The organism is Flavobacterium frigoris, assembly GCF_900111075.1.
Taxonomy (GTDB): Bacteria; Bacteroidota; Bacteroidia; order Flavobacteriales; family Flavobacteriaceae; genus Flavobacterium; species Flavobacterium frigoris.
In genome coordinates this window covers 12,371-29,489 of sequence record NZ_FOFZ01000003.1, presented here as the reverse complement: position 1 = coordinate 29,489, position 17,119 = coordinate 12,371, and the positions used below count along the sequence as shown (strand labels likewise).

Sequence of the window (17,119 nt, the reverse complement as noted above, 5' to 3'; positions counted from 1 at the left end):
CTGTATCTCGTTGTCCCTAAAGGTCGGGACCACGAGGATGTCGCCTACTATCCTTAACGCAATTCAAACTTACAACTAATTTAGTAGTTAATAAACTATAAAAGTAGTTAATTAACTATTTTTTAAGTTTTATCTAATTTGTGGCACAAAAAATTGCCTTTCAATATTGTTAAAGGGAAAAAGACAAACAGAAGTAGGAATTTAGGCGAGGCTGTTTTCGACCTTTAGTAGTTTTTGTATCCAGATGCAACAAAGAGCTGCAGATACACCAATGGTTCCCATTAAAAACCAGTTGATTTGATAGCCAAAATAACCAATGACTTCCATACCCATCTTCGAACTTACAATGTGAGCTAAACTAAAGCTCATCGTGTACAAAGCCATATAACGACCTTCATGACCTTTTGGTGCTCTACTCAAAGCAAATGTATTCGAAAATGGAAAAGCTAGTATTTCGCCAATTGAGATAAAAATCATACTGATGATTAAAATCCCAGCCCAAACATTGATTAACAAAGTGTAAAAACTTAGAGACATTAAAAGTGAACCCCAAAGAATTACTTTTAGTTTCTGGACTTTTTTTCTTTCAAAATAACTGACAATTGGCATTTCTAGAGCAAAAATCAACAGTCCATTCAACGTCATCAACAGACCGGTTTGAAACTCGCTTAAACCAAACATCTCACTGTGATACAGCGGTAAAGTGGTAAAGAGTTGAAAGAAAATCATAGCAGTTACAAAACTAACGTATAGGAATAACCAGAATATTTTATCTTTAAATACAGAAACTGCCGCTAATATAGATGCATGTGGATCTTGATGTGTTCCTTTTTTCTTTTCCTTAACCAATAGCGCAAAAATCAAAATCGCTACAATACAAGAGGTTCCATCAACCCAAAAGAGTCCTTTGTATCCCATTCCCATAATAATTAATCCACCTAAAGCTGGTCCGGCAGCAAAACCAAGATTCACCGCTAAACGCACTAAAGTTAACGAACGGGTTCTGTTTTCGGGTTTTGCATAAGCGCCAAGTGATACAAACATTGCCGGTCTAAACATATCAGCCAAGGTCATGATACTGAACATTCCGAAACACAATCCCCAAAAACTAGTAATGTATTGTAAAACAAAAAAGAAAACCCCACTGCTAAATAAACTAAAGACCATTACTTTATAGAAACCTATTTTGTCAGATAGTTTGCCGCCCAGCCACGAACCTAACATGGATCCCATTCCAAAAGCAACCATAATCCAGCCCACTTCACCATACGAAAACTGTAAATCTTCTTTTAAATATTTAGATAAGAAAGGAAGTACCATCGTTCCCGCTCTGTTTATAAACGTAATAATGGTAAGTATCCAGATCTCTCTTGAAAAGCCTTTGAAGTTGTTTATGTAGCGGTTAAAAGCGGTTTTGAACATTAGTTTTAGTTAGGAACCGTAAAGGTAAAAAACTTTGTTAGTTTAAGTCTTTGCGGCTTTGTAACTTTTAAACTATTTTTGCTAAAATGAAAATGATGAAAAATAGCCTACTCCTTATTCTTTTATTGCAATTAAGTTTTGGTTTTGCACAAGAAAAATTTCAAATCAGTTCTACAGAGAAATTTCAAAAAGAAATTAATGCGGAATATGCCGATGGTAAAACTAGTCCGTTAATGGCCGAAGATTTGACAAGTTTCAAAACATTGGATTTTTATCCAATAAATGAAAAGTATTATGTGGTAGCCCAATTTACAAGAACAGAAAAGGAGAAACCATTTGAGATGAAAACGTCAACAGACAGAAAACCAATCTATGTGAAATATGGAGAAGCAACATTCACGATCGATGGAAAAGCATTAAAACTGAATTTGTACAAGAATATAGAACTTTCGAAACAGAAAAAATATAAAAACGCCTTGTTTCTGCCCTTTTCAGATCTTACATGTGGGAACGAAAGCTATATAGGCGGAAAATATATAGATTTGGAAATACCTAAAGGCAATACTATCGCTATCGATTTTAACAAATCGTACAATCCATATTGTGCCTATAATCATAAATACTCCTGTCCTAAGGTTCCTTTAGAAAATGATTTGGATATCGAAATTAAGGCGGGCGTTAAAAATTTTCATAACTAATGAAATTCTTTAATTTCCATACCCATAATTTTACTAATCAAGCTGATGTGCTTGAATTAGTCAATCAATATCCTCAGGAGTTCGACGCGACGATTCCATTTTATTCTATGGGGATTCACCCTTGGTATATTGTGGAGGATAGAGTGGAAGCAGATTTGGGAATTATCGAAAGTAAATTGCAAGAAAAAAATTGCCTTGCTATAGGAGAATGTGGATTAGACAAAAGAATAGCAATACCTTTGAAGTTGCAACAAATGGTTTTTGAAAAGCAATTGCTTTTGGCCCAAAAACACAATAAACCAGTTGTAATTCACTGTGTAGCGGCTTTTCAGGAAGTAATGGATACTAAGAAGAGATTGAATATTTCAGTTCCTATGATTATTCATGGGTATTCTAAAAATAGGCAATTGGCCAAACAATTACTGGAGAATGGATTTTATATTTCTTTTGGAAAATATTTATTACGTAATCCAGAATTGGAATCGGTTTTTAAAAGTATTCCAAATAATCGTTTTTTCTTAGAGACTGATACTGTCGAAGAAAAGATTAACGAAGTATATGCGTTAGCAGCAAAATATAAGAATACAACTGTTGCTGAATTACAGAAAGAGATAAATGCAACTGTTTTAGACGTTTTTAAAATTGAATAATGAAGTTGCAGAACTTTAAACTTTAAAGAAAAAAATATGGCAGAGTGGACAGAAAGAGCGGAGCTTTTATTTAAAAAAGAAGGATTAGATAAACTACAAAAAGCGAATGTATTGGTCGTAGGCCTTGGTGGTGTAGGATCTTTTGCAGCTGAATTTTTGGCTAGAGCAGGAGTAGGGACCATGACGATTGTAGATGGAGATGTGGTCGATATTACCAATATAAACAGGCAGTTACCAGCTTTACATTCGACAGTAGGACAACCTAAAATTACCATTGTAGGCGATCGATTGATGGATATTAATCCAGAATTAAAATTGACACGAATACAGGAATTCCTTTCCCCAGAGCGTGCATTTGAAATCGTTGGTGAAGAATTTGATTATGTTTTAGATTGCATCGATAGCATAACACCTAAATTGAATTTGATCATTGCAGCCAAAAGAAAAAGAGTAAAGATAATAAGCAGTATGGGTGCCGGTGGAAAAATGGAAGCCTCAAAAGTAAAAGTATCTGATATTAGTACAACTGTGAATTGTTTTCTAGCAAAAACAATTCGAAGACGCTTAAAGGAGGTCAAAATTGATAAATTAAAAGTGGTTTTTTCATCAGAAATTCAAGATGATACCAGTTTAAAAATGACTGATGGTTCAAATTTTAAAAGATCATTTTACGGAACCAACAGCTATATGCCAGGGCTATTTGGCCTTTATGCAGCTGAAACCGTGATTCGTTATCTACTTAAAAAAGAGTAGCCTAATATTAAAGTTAAGCATATATAATAACTAAAAAAAGACGTTCTGTCTTTGCGCCTTCGGGGTAAAATAAAAATGATACAAACAGTAATTTTCGATATGGATGGGGTAATTGTAGATACTGAACCGGTACATCGTTATGCTTATTTTCAGCATTTTGACGAACTCAATATCCCTGTAACCGAAGAGATGTTCACTTCCTTTACTGGAAATTCTACGCGAAACGTATTTCAAAATTTGAAAAATATTTTTAATCTGGATCACGATGTTGAAGATTTAATTCAAAGAAAAAGAACTATTTTCAATGATGCTTTTGATACCAAAGAAGATTTGGAATTACTGGAAGGAGTAGAAAAGCTAATCATCGATTTTCATGCTAAAGGAATGCAGTTGATTTTAGCGTCATCCGCTTCGAAAGTGACAATTGAGCGCGTTTTTGGGCGATTTAAGTTGCATAATTATTTTACACATATTGTGAGCGGCGAGGACTTTCCAAAATCCAAACCGGATCCAGCAATTTTTGTGCATGCAGCCTCATTGTCAATCGCTTCTAAAGCAAATTGTATCGTAATTGAAGACAGTACAAATGGTGTAAAAGCGGCTAAAGCTGCCGGGATTTATTGCGTAGGTTACAATAGTATTCATTCTAAAATGCAAGATTTATCAGAAGCAGATGTGATCATTAATCATTTTTCGGAATTAGATTTCGAAAAAGTTACGGCTATTCAATCCAAATTAGGGAATAATTAACATATAAAACTATCTGAATTTGTAATTTTGAAATTCACAAAAAAAAACATATAATATGAGAAAAATACTAATTGCTTTAGCCATCATTATCACTCAATTTACAATCGAAGCACAAATTAAAACACCACAGGCAAGTCCGAAGTCAACTATTGACCAGGTTGTAGGTCTAACTGATGTAGAAATTGTTTATTCCAGACCATCTGCAAGAGGCAGAGCAGTTTTTGGTAACTTAGTTCCCTTTGGTGAAGTTTGGAGAACAGGAGCCAATGAAAACACTACAATATCGTTTAGTGATGACGTTATGATCGATGGAAAGACATTGAAGAAAGGGAAATATGCACTATATACGATTCCAAATATTCAAAGTTGGGAAGTTATTTTTTATACTACGACAGACAATTGGGGGACACCGAAAGAATTTAATGAAGCAAATGTAGCACTGCGAACTACTGTAAAAGAAGAATCTACACCAAAAGCAGTAGAGACCTTTACAATTGGAATAAATGGTTTAGATACCAATTTTGCATACTTAGAAATGTATTGGGAAAATTCTCGTGTCGCTTTAAAATTTGAAGTACCTAGTCAAAAAAATGCGATTGCAAGCATAGAAAAGGTATTAGCTGGTCCTGCTGCTACAGATTATTTTTCAGCAGCTCAGTTTTACTATCAATCTAACGGAGATATCAGTACAGCAAGAACCTACATTGATAAAGCATTAGAATTAAGTGCGGAGAAACCGTTTTATTTTTTACGTCAGAGATCATTGATCCAAGCGAAACAAGGAGACAAAAAAGGAGCTATTGAAACTGCAAAACTATCGCTTAAAGCTGCCGAAGTAGCTGGAAATATGGATTATGTTAAGATGAATAAAGACAGTATTTCAGAATGGAGTAAATAATGCAAATTAGATTTATTTTGTCTAATAAAGTGCTAGTATAAAGCCGATATAGTTTGAAAACAGTCTATTTTTGGAATGTATAGAAAAGATAAGTGGTGTGAAATAACTGCTTTTTTACTAATAAAAAATCCCGTCTAACTTTAAAAATTAGACGGGATTTTTTATTTACTATAGTCAAATATTATGCTTTTTCTTTTCTAAAGACAGTCCATTGCAGCAATGAAGAAAGTACAATGGCAAGCATGGCACCAATGAAATTTAGCCATAAATACCCTAGTTTTTCTTCCCCACTTGGATAAATAGCAATAGCGTAATAGTAAATAATGAAAATGGTAATTTGACTTATTAGCGCACTATAAAAGATAGCCTGGGCTTTTATAAATTTTATATAAAACCCTACCAAGAAAATCCCCAGTACCGTTCCGTAGAAGATGGAACCAATGATATTTACCAATTGGATTAAGTTTTCAAACAGGGTACCGATGCAGGCAAATAATATGGCAACAATTCCCCAAAACAATGTAAAAAATTTCGTGGCATTAAGATAATGTTTATCTGATTTGACGCCTTTTACATTTCGCTTATAAATATCGATTGCCGTGGTAGATGCCAAGGCGTTAAGACCAGAGGCGGTAGAAGACATAGCTGCCGAAATTATTACGGCTAATAATAGTCCGATAAGTCCTTTGGGCAGGTAGTTCAATATAAAGTGGAAGAAAACATAATCTTTATCATTAGTTTCACTGTCGCTATCTGCTTTTAAAATTATTTCTTTAGCACGATCTCTTAAATCTTTTTCTTTGGTCGATAAAGCAACTAATTCCTTTCGTAGAATTGGATTGTCATAATCTTGATTGAGCTGATCAATATACAGCAGATTAATTACTTTTTTATCTTCTGAAAGCGCATCTAGTTTCTGTTCTAAAACATGATATTCTGCTTTGTACGGTGATTTTTCAATGGTAACTTTATTATTTGGATTGAAATTTAAAGGGACTGGATTGAATTGGAAAAAGACAAAAACCATTACTCCAGTCAACAAGATGAAAAATTGCATCGGTACTTTTAAAAGCCCGTTCATAATTAATCCCATTTGGCTTTCGCGAACGGATTTTCCAGATAAATAGCGCCCCACCTGTGATTGGTCTGTTCCAAAATAGGCTAGAGCCAAGAAAAAACCACCTGTGATTCCGCTCCAAATCGTGTATTTTTCTTCTGGATCTGTTGAAAAGCTGACGATATTCATTTTATCATTTGCACCAGCAATATGAAGTGCATTACTGAAGGTCATTTCATTTGGTAAAAAGTGTAGGATAAGGAAAAAAGTAATCAGCATACCAGACATAATCACAAACATTTGTTGTTTTTGTGTCACGTTTACTGCTTTTGTACCTCCTGAAAAAGTATAGATAATTACCAGAACACCAATGACAATATTCATATACGTGAGATTCCATCCCAGTATCGCTGATAAAATAATCGCTGGCGCATAAATAGTCAGTCCTGTCCCTAATCCCCTCTGAAAAAGGAATAGAATTGCGGCGAGCGATCGGGTTTTTAGATCAAATCGCTGTTCGAGGTATTCATAAGCGGTGTAAACCTTGTATTTATGATATATAGGAATAAAAGTCAAACAGATCACAATCATGGCAATAGGCAAACCAAAATAGAACTGTAAAAAGCCCATCCCGTCGTGATAGGCTTGCCCAGGAGTTGATAGAAAGGTTATGGCACTGGCTTGCGTTGCCATTACAGAAAGTCCTACCGTATACCAAGGTGTTTCGTTACCACCGAGAATAAAATCCTCTACGTTTTTACTTCCTTTCGTTTTCCAGGCACCGTAAACCACAATAAAAAGCAAGGTGCCTATAAGTACAATCCAATCGAATAATTGCATAGCTTAAGAGTATAATTTCATTATTAGATAAAAAACTAAGATATAAATAGCGTTAGCTACAAGTACCATTGTATAATCCTTTTTCCAAGGTTTCTTTTTCTTTGGCTCCATATTTATTTCTTTAGTTTTTTAAGTTTTGGGAAGGAACTGATACGGGCGCTTTCAGCGAAATCATATTCGACAAAAGGCGGTAAGCACCTGGCACTCCTTCCGGCAATTCTCTGAACAAGCTTAAACCGGTATAAATATAGTATCCTTTTCCATAAGGAGCAACCAGTAGAGCTCCATTTGTTGGGCTTTCTCCTTTGTCATTTGAAGATAAAATAGGAGTGAACGCCTTGTCAAATTCGTTTGGATAATACAAGCCCTGTTCTTGAGTCCAACCTTCAAAATCTTTAGCGGTAATTTTATTGGGATAATTCAAAATAGGATGGTTTGGGGCTAAAAATCGTACTTCCGCATTTTCTTCGGTTACCCTGTCGCGGGATATCTTCAATGGATAAGGGGAAATATCAGCAGGAATTGCGTCGTCTGGGGTATTGTATTGGACAATCATCGTTTTTCCAGATTTCACAAAATCAAGAAGTATTTTTTGTTTATTTTCCAATGTGGGTAACACATTATAGGCTCGAATTCCCGTAATAATGACATCAAATGATTCTAATTTTTCAGGCGTGATTTCGTCAGGATTTAATAAGGTCACTCTATATCCCATTTGAGTAAGTCCTTCGGGAACTTCGTCACCTGCACCCATAATATAACCAATTTTTTGATTATTTATTTTAAGGTCTAATTTGATGAATTTGGCTTCAGCTGGTTTCAATATCTGTTGCTTAGTGATATGGGGGTAATCGATTATTATCTGGTCTTTTTCATATCTTTTATTGTCTACAATAACAATACTTTTAGCAATAGCTTCATCAGGCTTTACTGGAGGAGTTACTTCAAAGTAAAACAATTGCTCCATTCCTTTTTTATCTAATGTGAAGGGAATAGACTGAGGAGAAACAGACCAATTTCTAGGTAATTCGAGTTGTAAATTCCCTTTTATGTTATCTTTTCCTGCCTTAACTTTTACTGCGATAGGTTTTTTATTTTCGTTATTAAAAAACGAAACATGATCTGGAATACTTGTAGTAACTTCGGGAACAATATCTAGATAATTATACATTTCCCCCTTTACTTTATCATTGTATTTATAGACCACGGCCCGCTCAAACGGGATTTTTATGCCATTAATTTGAACATTAAAAATCACCTTTACTTCTCTAATAATATCTGGAATTCCTATGTTTTTCTGGTCAGCAACAGTGTACATCCCTACGGTTCCTTTCTCTTTTAGCCAGTACGGTTGTGTATATTCTATAGTTGAAGGTAATTGTAAATCAAGCGCTATGTTTTCTGAATTGTTTTTCTTTAATAGTTTATTGAATACCGTATTTTTTTGTGTAGGCAAAGTGGTTACGCTTACTAATTGCATATCAATACTGCTTCTGTTTATGGCTTCGAGTTTTAATTGTACTAGGCTACCTGGGGTAGCTTCCTGATTCGAGGATACTGCTTCAAGATATAAACCAGAACAGTCAGCAATTATTTTTTCAATTTCTCTCATTTTTAATGCTTTCCAGTGGTTGTCATTCAATGATTGAATCATCAAATAGGCTTTGGACAGCTCAGAAATACTTGATGAAGGGTTTGAAAAATCATATTTTGAAGCAATTTGAGATAGTAGTTCGCCAACAGGTTTTCCACCGGGAACACGATTCCAAGTAGTATCAATTCCTTCAAAAATATTAGCGGTGTTGTTTAATTTTTCTCCATTGATAAGTTCTAGATATTCTGATTCTTCCCCGCGACTTCCTGTACTACCAAAACCTTGTGACTGATGACTGCTTCTGCTTAAGGCTGCAGTTTCTTGGTTTGATTTTCCTAAGTTAGGATAGTATACTCCGGTTTCAATCGTAGTCAAATTTGTTTTATCGGCAGCATCGAATTTTTCTTTGCTACCATAGAACCACCAAGACGTATTGAAAAACTGGCGTTTGGGTTTCCACGTTTGTACTAGTTTCAATTGCTCAGGAAAAACGTTGGCATCATTGGTTAAATTAAAACTTTCAGTGCTTAGTATTGCTGAGGCTGTATGATGTCCATGCGTTGTGCCTGCACTACGGTGGTCAAATCTGTTTATGATTACATCAGGCTGAAATTTTCGTATCGCCCAAACTACATCAGAAAGTACTTTTTCTTTATCCCAGATTTCAAGTGTTTCATCAGGGTTTTTCGAGAATCCAAAATCATTGGCACGGGAGAAAAACTGCTCGCCACCATCAATTTTTCTGGCCTCAAGTAGTTCCTGTGTTCTAATCACTCCTAGCAATTCCCGTAATTGAGGACCGATTAGGTTTTGGCCTCCATCACCACGCGTCAATGATAAATATCCTGTTCTTGCTTTTTTTTCATTGGATAAATAAGAAATTAAGCGGGTATTTTCATCATCAGGATGTGCTGCAATATAGAGTACAGATCCTAAGAAATTTAATTTTTGAATGTGGTTGTAAATTTCAACTGAATTTGGTTTTTGAGGCTGTTGAGCTAGTAGTATTTGGAAACAAAAAAGAAAAATTAAAATATATTGAATTTTATTTTTGAACATTTTTTTAAAGTTTAATTGCAATTAGGCCAAATGTAGTAATTAAATGTTTTTTTTAAAAGGTTTCTTATTTTCTTTGTTTGAAAAGAAACTGATATAGCTATAAAAAGAAAGGAGAACACTGTTAAAGCGCTCTCCTTTTTTAATCTAAGTACTACTTGAGATTAACGTCTCCCATGGTTATTTTTTTCATTATTCCCACGGTTTTTATTATTGTTGCTTCTGTGATTATCAGATTTTCTATGATTATCGGAATTGTTATGGTTTCCAGTGTATCTATGGTCATTTGAAGATCTATGATTTTTTACATATCGGCGATTATCATATGTTCTATGATTGCTTTTCGCATATCTATTTCCAATGGTTCTTTGATGGTGACTTCTATAATTTGGACTATATCTTTGTCTGTGGTTCCTGTAGTGAGTATAAGGTCTGTGACCATGGTAGCCGTTTAACACTACTTTATAACCACTGTATAAATCATAGTTTCTGTATTGTCTTGGTAAGTATCTTGATCTAACCCATCTTCCATTTCCAAAATAAACAAATTGTGAAGCTCTAATGTCATAATAAGCTTGAACATCTGGCAAATAATAGTATTCTGCTTGTGCGTATCCTGAAGGACCCCAGGAAGGAGCTGTCCCTATATTTAAACTTACTGAAACTTGGGCTTGAATTGAACTGGATACGAGTAGAATTATTCCAACGGCTAATAGTTTTAATGTTTTCATCTTTTCTGTTTTTTTGTATTTGTTTTAATATTGTATTGGCTAGCACAATACTTTTATCCTAAAACCAACAACTGTGCCAAGATGATTTTATTAACATATAGTTAGATGTTAATGTAGGGTCAAAAAAAAAGAGAAACGCAGTTTGCGTTTCTCTTTTCTCTCATTATGAAATTGAAATTAATGTTTTCCTTTTCCATGACCATTGTTTCCGTGGTTCTTATTTTCTTTACCGCGATTATGTTCATTATCGTTGTAATTTTTATGGTTGTCTTCTCTATGCCCAATTGTTTTTTGGTAATGACCTTTGTATCCTTTATAATATTTTGCTTTGTGTTTTTTATAATAGGTATAAGGAGCTCTACCATGATAATCGTTTAATACCACTTTATATCCACTATATAAATCATAGTTTCTGTATTGTCTAGGTAAGTATCGTGATCTTACCCAATTACCGTTTCCAAAATATATAAATTGGGAAGCTCTTATGTCGTAATACGCTTGAACATCTGGTAAATAATAATATTCTGTTTCGGCATATCCTGAAGGACCCCATGAAGGAGCACTACCAATATTTACATTTACAGAAACTTGTGCACTTGTGGATCCTGCTATAAAGAGAACTATTCCCAAAGCAAGTAATTTAAATTTTTTCATTTTTGTTATATTTAATTGATATTCGAATTATAGTATTTATATTTTCAATACGGTACAGTTATAGCCAACTATTGTGCCATACTAATTGCGTTAACATTTATTTAAGTTATTTCAAAAAAAAAAGAAACGTAGGTTTACGCTTCTTTTTCTTTGCAAATTTAATAGGGATTTATTATAATAATAAAATCAATAAAAGGATTATTATTATTATTGCTCCCACAGAAAAATAAACACCATTTCCAGATGCTTTTAATTCTTTTTTAATTTCGCGAACTTCTTTACGTAGTTCTTTTTTTTCTGAAGATTTTAAAGAAGACTTATCCATTTCTTTAATTTCTTCTAAACGATTAAGCATCGTTTGAACCTCAGCAGGAACTTCTTTAGTAGTTGGGTTTTTTTCAGCTGCTAACATTGTAGTAGGAACGGCACATAATGACAATACCATTATCATTAAATAGAGACTAAGTTTTTTCATTTTTTTTGGGTTTTAATTGGACTTGATTATTTTTATAAAGGTAATAACAATTTGGCAATCAGAGTTGTATAATTAATCGCTATTTTTACAAAATTCACACTTTTGTTAAGGGATTAGTATTTCTAAGAGCATGTATTTGAGTTTTTTAACATTTTAATAGACTTTTTTATCTATTTATACTGTACTGTTTTAGGTTTGGCTAACTCAAAATTTTGCAATCCAAAATCTGATGTTTCAAAAGCATTAGTGCTAAATATATTATCTCCCTGGAAAGGAATTGTAGGATAATAAGAAAGTGATAATTGAAAAGATCTAAAGACTAAATAATCATTGTTTATGATCACTCCAATCCCGATTTTGGAATACGCTTTATTTGTCATTACACCATCTACTTTATTTCCTAATAATGCGATAGAATAGTTGAAATAAGGATTCATTCTAAATCCTCCAATATTTTTTGGAGCATACGCTTGTGTTTGTAAAGTCAGTAGCATTTTACGGGTTCCATAGATCGCACTATTGAAGCCTTGAATTCCATAATTTTCATTAATGCTCAATCGGTCACCTACTGAATTCTGTCGATTGATCCCTACAATTATTTGAGGCTTGATAAATTGTCTTATTTTCCAATTCCCAAGTTCCATCAGTTTTGTAAAATAGTTGGCTTGAAAAGAGAAGGCAGTTTGTTCTGTTTTTGAATTATTAAAAAAGGTGCCCACTTCAAAATTAGTACTTAAAAAACCCCATTTGCGGTATTTTCCAAAGGAAACCTGAGCACCTAAATACGGTCTCCAACTTGAATTTTTATATTGGTACCCAAATGTTACACCGTAGATTCTTCCGATAGGTACGTCTTCAACTATTCCGTTTCTGAAAATATAGTGATCTTGAATAAATTGACGAGTGTTAATACCAATACCAGATAAAATCAATTGCTCTCCCGAATAGAAATTGATAGGGTCAAATTCCACAATCGGACTTTCAAGATAATTAATGTTTAGAAAGCGTCCAGATAAAATTAAATTTGTAGTTTGATCATTGATTGTATTTTCTTTAAAAATTTGAAATGCTTTTCCAACCCAAAAATCATGGGAACTAAATTTAAAATTTTGTGAAACATACGATAAATCAGGAGTTTGCAAAGTGTCTTTTCTAAATTGCTGATCTAAAGAAATACCCCCAGCCCATTTCGCAAGGGGAGAGAAGAAAGGGCGTTCAACCGCAATGCTTTTCGTATAATAGTTATCTAGATCATTTTGATATTTAAATACTGTTCTAACGAAGGTGTTCCTAATATTAGGAACAATATACGCTAAATTATTAGCATTTTTTCCATCGTTGGATCGATGAGTATAGATGTAATCTAATTGATGACCGATACCAAAAAAATTTCTTTCATTAACGCCTAATGACATTTTCGTACCTGAAACTGAAAATTTTGGGATTGTGCTCCAAGAATCTAAAACCCGAATAGATACGTCGATAGAATCAGATTCAGTAGTGATCGGTTCCGCAGAGATAGTGACTCTATTTACAAACTTTTGCAGCCTGATGATACGCTCAGATTCTTTTATTTTGAAAGCATTATACGGTGCATTTTTTTTGAAAAGTAGTAGGTTTTTTATAGCTATTTTTTTAGTTTTCAGATGCAATCTATTTCCTGTTCTTTCTCCCCAGTTGCGAGGATTTGTGGTAGTATCAGCGTCAGAATGACCAAAAGGGTCTAATGTTACGATATTGATGTTCCTAATGATTTTTCCTTCGTAGGATGTTTTTTTCGTAGGTATTACAACTTTTTTTTTCTTCTTTGAATTGTTAGATTTAAAAATAACGCCATGTAAAAACTTAGTGAATTTATTTTTTTTGGAATAGGTTTGAATATCTTGATATACGTCAGAGCTGTCTTTTTCGTTTTTTTTAATTTGCGAAAAAGAAAGTTGATAGCAAAAAACCATCAAAATAAATAGTACTATTTTTAGGTGTGAAGGCATTTAAAAATATTTTAAAATAAGAATTAAAGCACAACATTTTTTTAGGTTACTGCAACACCTCGCAGGAGTTGTGTGGTCAAAATGGGAGCAAAATACTGCTGTTTGAATTATCAGTTTGTATTCGATTCAGTTATAGGTGCTGTAAAGTCGTCATCAGAAATTTCAATTTCTACTTGATTGGTATTCGATTGATTTTCAGGCACTAACTGGTTTTTATTTTTCCAAATAAAATTTTTAGGCAAGTTATCTCCCATCAAATAGCCCCATGCTTCTAAGGATTCGATTCGGTCAAAGATGATTTTAAGAATGGCTAATATCGGAATGGCTAAAAACATCCCTGCAATCCCCGCAATTCCTCCTCCTAATATAATCCCTACAATGGAGACGAAAGCATTTATTTGAACTTTTGTATTTATGATAAGTGGCACAAGGATATTATTATCTATTATTTGCACCACTACATTTACTCCTATTACTCCCAGAATTATTGATAACTCTGGCGTGCCTGTTAATGAAGATAAAATTGTCAAAATTCCTGCAACTAGAATTCCAATGTACGGAATCAAATTTAGAATACCGGTAATAATACCTAATAAGATGAAGTAGGGAACGTCAATAATATAAAGCCCAAGGCTTGTTAAAATAGAAACGAATATCATCTCGATAATTAAACCTGAAATATAACTCTGAACAGAACCTTTAATCTGAGTCAAAATTTCCTGTAATTTTGGATGGTGTTCTTTTCTGAAAAGCTTGGTTAAAAATAAGATAAAATGCGTTCTATATAAAAGAATCAAGAAAGTATAAATAGGAATTAGTGTAATATCCAAAAGTGTATCCGTAACAGACATTAATGTAGTACCGATGGTTTCTTTTCCCTTTTTGACAGAATCTTGGGTGACATCTTCAAGGTATTTTCTTTGTTCCCAAATGCTTACTTGAAAATTGGTTCGTATGTATCTTTGAATATCAGCTATAAAAAGATTAATATTTTTTCTAATATCTTCAAAGTCACTTGCAATATCACTAATTTGATAAGATATAAACGCAAGTATTGCGATGATTAAGGAAACAAATAGTATTACGGTTATTGAAACAGCCAGTACATGTGGAAAACGGAATTTAGAATTTAAAAAATGCACCATAGGTAGCAATAATACCGCAAATAGAAAGGCAAGTAATATTGGTATCAACACACTTTTCCCCATATAAAAAATATAGGTGATAGCAATCAAACTTACTAGTGAAAAAGTAAGTCTAACATAAAAAGGAATTTTTATTAAGGTATTCATACAAATTTATATTTATAGAAACTAAATGCTATAGTGTTGTTTACTGTTTGACCTGCAAATTTGATATTATATTGCTTTTAGTACGTTATATGTTTTTTATTATTTGTTACATAATTACTACTTTTATAACATAAATTTAAAACAAATAAATAGCACTATTTCATTTTTCATAAAATAAAACTAGTCAATAAACTCATTATCATCAAAATGGTGCTTCATTATTGAAATACCTTTTTGGAAAAGTAAGTTATTCGGGTAGATAATCATTTCTCCTTCTTTAGTCTTTAACGAGACATGGAAGGCGCGAATATCTTCAATTTGTGCTACGATAGGAAAATCTTTATCATGAATTCTGATTATATCTCCAATTTTAAAAGGAAAGGAAAAAAACAGAATAATACCTGACGTAATATTACTTAAAATCGACCATTGGGCGAACATGGCCACACCTATAACGGTTGCTACAGAAGAAATAGCGATGATAATATCCTTAGGTTGAACACCCCAGATTAGTATTAAAGCAATTATTGCCAGAATAGTGGTCAATAGATGCAAGTATTTTACAACTAAATTAGTTCGATGCTCTATTTTATGAGTTACCCGTGCAAAGCGTCTAACTAGTCTTGAAGTGATTATTCGTAATGCAAAAACAAGTAGTGATAGAACCCCAGTTCCAATTATTTCTTTGGTAAAATCATTAAAAAAAGACATATTTTTCTGTTTTACACTAAGTTACTTAAATATTCGTATACCTTGTCCACAGGCATACCCATAACATTAGCATAGGAACCTTCAATTTTCGAAACAGCTATAAAACCAATCCATTCCTGAATTCCGTAAGCTCCCGCTTTATCGAATGGTTTGTAATTGTCAATATAATAGTAAATTGCCTCATCACTGAGTGCGTTGAAAGTAACTTTTGTTATTTCGTGCAACAAATCTGTTTTTGAATTGGTTTTAAAACAAACAGATGTAATTACTTCATGAGTAGTATTGGACAGGGACTTTAAAATTTCAAAGGCGTCCTGCTCGTCGGTTGGTTTTCCTAAAGCTTTATTATTATGCCAAACAATGGTATCACTCGTTACTAGAATTTCATTTTCCTGCAATCCACCTTCAAACGGGCTGGCTTTTAATTTGGCTAAATAATTCGTTATTTCTTCTCTTTTTAGCTCAGGCGGATATATTTCTTCGATTTCTTTTAATCGAATTTCAAAATCCAATTCCAGATCTTTAAAGAATTGTTGTCTCCTGGGAGAACCGGATGCTAGTATTAACTTGTATTGTTTTAATTTATCTTTAAGCATTGTGTTTTATATTTAAGGTAATGATTACTATGGATAGAATTCCGAAAAACAAGATCCATTTTAGTAGTATACTCAAGGTGCAAAATTCCTCTTTAGACTTAGCTGTCCAAATTTTAATCGTAAAAAAAATGAGTGGAGCCAAAACGAACATAAAGCTATAAAGCGTAGCAATAAATAGATTATTGTTCACAAAATAGGTTTTAGTATAAACGAAGAGTGCGACTATCGATACAAGCCCCAATGCAAAAATTAATTTTGTTGTTTTCGCAATGCCTAGAGCGATAGCCAGAGTATTCATACCTTGGTTAGTATCGCCTTCTATATCCTCTAAATCCTTAACGATTTCCCGAATAAAATTAATTAAAAAAGCAAAAAGTGCATAATCTAAAAGTACAGAAAACAAATTAGCCATTAAAAGCTGATTTTCAGCATCAATAGCAGGATACAAATCGAAAATACCAATGATTACAACACTAAAGGCCAATAACAGTGCGACAACAATATTGCCTAATACCATCATTTGCTTTAAACTAGTCGCGTAGATGTAAAGAGTTGCGGCGATCAGAATAAAAATAGCGGCAAAAGAAGGCTTTACAATTACGTTAGACAGATAAAAACCAATTGCAACTCCACTTATATTTAGAACTGCATAAATGTTATAGGCACTGGATTCACTGATGGTTTTACCAATGATAACCCGATCCGGCTTATTCTCTAAATCCGTATCTTGATCAAAAATGTTATTGATGACGTAACCAGCCGCCGCAATTAAAACGGTACTTAGAATTAATAATCCGTATTGCCAATCGCTTAACGCTAAAGGAATATTTTGTAATTTCAAAAAACCGTATCTAAAGATCAATTGCATAAAGGCAAGCATCAAAAGGTTTTGGTATCGAATAAGTTTTAGGTATTTCATTTATTCAGTGATCAGTAATCAGTGTTTGGTTT

The 17,119-nt window shown here is 33.4% G+C and carries 16 protein-coding genes; 5 read left to right on the top strand and 11 right to left on the bottom strand.

The genetic code is table 11. The features are described from left to right. Positions 1 to 201 precede the first annotated feature (201 nt). Positions 202 to 1,422, bottom strand: a complete 1,221-nt coding sequence (locus BMW63_RS05625) for an MDR family MFS transporter (RefSeq protein ID WP_074722144.1) — start codon at positions 1,420 to 1,422, stop codon at positions 202 to 204. A gap of 92 nt (positions 1,423 to 1,514) precedes the next feature. Here BMW63_RS05625 and BMW63_RS05620 point away from each other — a divergent pair, with 92 nt between their 5' ends. From BMW63_RS05620 to BMW63_RS05600, 5 genes are all read left to right on the top strand, one after another. After that, on the top strand, positions 1,515 to 2,120 hold the full coding sequence (locus BMW63_RS05620) for a DUF1684 domain-containing protein (RefSeq protein ID WP_317040261.1): 606 nt from the start codon (positions 1,515 to 1,517) through the stop codon (positions 2,118 to 2,120). Then, positions 2,120 to 2,770, top strand: coding sequence for a TatD family hydrolase (locus BMW63_RS05615; RefSeq protein ID WP_074722142.1), 651 nt, complete (start codon positions 2,120 to 2,122; stop codon positions 2,768 to 2,770). The genes BMW63_RS05620 and BMW63_RS05615 overlap by 1 nt, the downstream gene beginning before the upstream one ends. A 36-nt stretch (positions 2,771 to 2,806) precedes the next feature. Further along, positions 2,807 to 3,523: a tRNA threonylcarbamoyladenosine dehydratase gene (locus BMW63_RS05610; protein WP_074722140.1), complete on the top strand. Its 717-nt coding sequence runs from the start codon at positions 2,807 to 2,809 to the stop codon at positions 3,521 to 3,523. Between the two features lie 75 nt (positions 3,524 to 3,598). Next, positions 3,599 to 4,273, top strand: a complete 675-nt coding sequence (locus BMW63_RS05605) for an HAD family hydrolase (protein ID WP_074722138.1) — start codon at positions 3,599 to 3,601, stop codon at positions 4,271 to 4,273. Between the two features lie 55 nt (positions 4,274 to 4,328). Beyond that, entirely contained in the window at positions 4,329 to 5,171 is an 843-nt protein-coding gene (locus BMW63_RS05600) for a DUF2911 domain-containing protein (RefSeq protein WP_074722137.1), read from the top strand. Between the two features lie 181 nt (positions 5,172 to 5,352). Here BMW63_RS05600 and BMW63_RS05595 read toward each other — a convergent pair whose 3' ends face one another. From BMW63_RS05595 to BMW63_RS05550, 10 genes are all read right to left on the bottom strand, one after another. Then, positions 5,353 to 7,068 (bottom strand): sodium:solute symporter family protein, encoded by a 1,716-nt coding sequence (locus BMW63_RS05595; protein ID WP_074722135.1) that lies wholly within the window; start codon positions 7,066 to 7,068, stop codon positions 5,353 to 5,355. A gap of 121 nt (positions 7,069 to 7,189) precedes the next feature. Beyond that, a complete protein-coding gene (locus BMW63_RS05590) occupies positions 7,190 to 9,721 on the bottom strand; it encodes a PIG-L family deacetylase (RefSeq protein ID WP_074722133.1) in 2,532 nt (843 codons plus the stop codon). Positions 9,722 to 9,882: 161 nt separating this feature from the next. After that, positions 9,883 to 10,449: a hypothetical protein gene (locus BMW63_RS05585; RefSeq protein ID WP_074722131.1), complete on the bottom strand. Its 567-nt coding sequence runs from the start codon at positions 10,447 to 10,449 to the stop codon at positions 9,883 to 9,885. Positions 10,450 to 10,626: 177 nt separating this feature from the next. Continuing rightward, entirely contained in the window at positions 10,627 to 11,103 is a 477-nt protein-coding gene (locus BMW63_RS05580; RefSeq protein WP_074722129.1) for a hypothetical protein, read from the bottom strand. Between the two features lie 172 nt (positions 11,104 to 11,275). Then, positions 11,276 to 11,578, bottom strand: a complete 303-nt coding sequence (locus BMW63_RS05575) for a hypothetical protein (protein ID WP_074722127.1) — start codon at positions 11,576 to 11,578, stop codon at positions 11,276 to 11,278. A gap of 170 nt (positions 11,579 to 11,748) precedes the next feature. Continuing rightward, complete coding sequence (locus BMW63_RS05570) at positions 11,749 to 13,569, bottom strand: BamA/TamA family outer membrane protein (RefSeq protein WP_074722125.1); 1,821 nt, start codon at positions 13,567 to 13,569, stop codon at positions 11,749 to 11,751. Between the two features lie 110 nt (positions 13,570 to 13,679). Then, complete coding sequence (locus BMW63_RS05565; RefSeq protein ID WP_074722123.1) at positions 13,680 to 14,861, bottom strand: AI-2E family transporter; 1,182 nt, start codon at positions 14,859 to 14,861, stop codon at positions 13,680 to 13,682. Positions 14,862 to 15,041: 180 nt separating this feature from the next. Continuing rightward, positions 15,042 to 15,572: a mechanosensitive ion channel domain-containing protein gene (locus tag BMW63_RS05560; protein ID WP_074722121.1), complete on the bottom strand. Its 531-nt coding sequence runs from the start codon at positions 15,570 to 15,572 to the stop codon at positions 15,042 to 15,044. 11 nt (positions 15,573 to 15,583) lie between these two features. Continuing rightward, the gene (locus BMW63_RS05555; protein ID WP_074722119.1) at positions 15,584 to 16,168 is read right to left on the bottom strand and encodes a Maf-like protein; all 585 of its coding nucleotides are present in this window, start codon (positions 16,166 to 16,168) and stop codon (positions 15,584 to 15,586) included. Beyond that, positions 16,161 to 17,087: a geranylgeranylglycerol-phosphate geranylgeranyltransferase gene (locus BMW63_RS05550; RefSeq protein ID WP_074722117.1), complete on the bottom strand. Its 927-nt coding sequence runs from the start codon at positions 17,085 to 17,087 to the stop codon at positions 16,161 to 16,163. Before BMW63_RS05550 ends, BMW63_RS05555 begins: the two co-directional genes overlap by 8 nt. Positions 17,088 to 17,119: the final 32 nt, after the last annotated feature.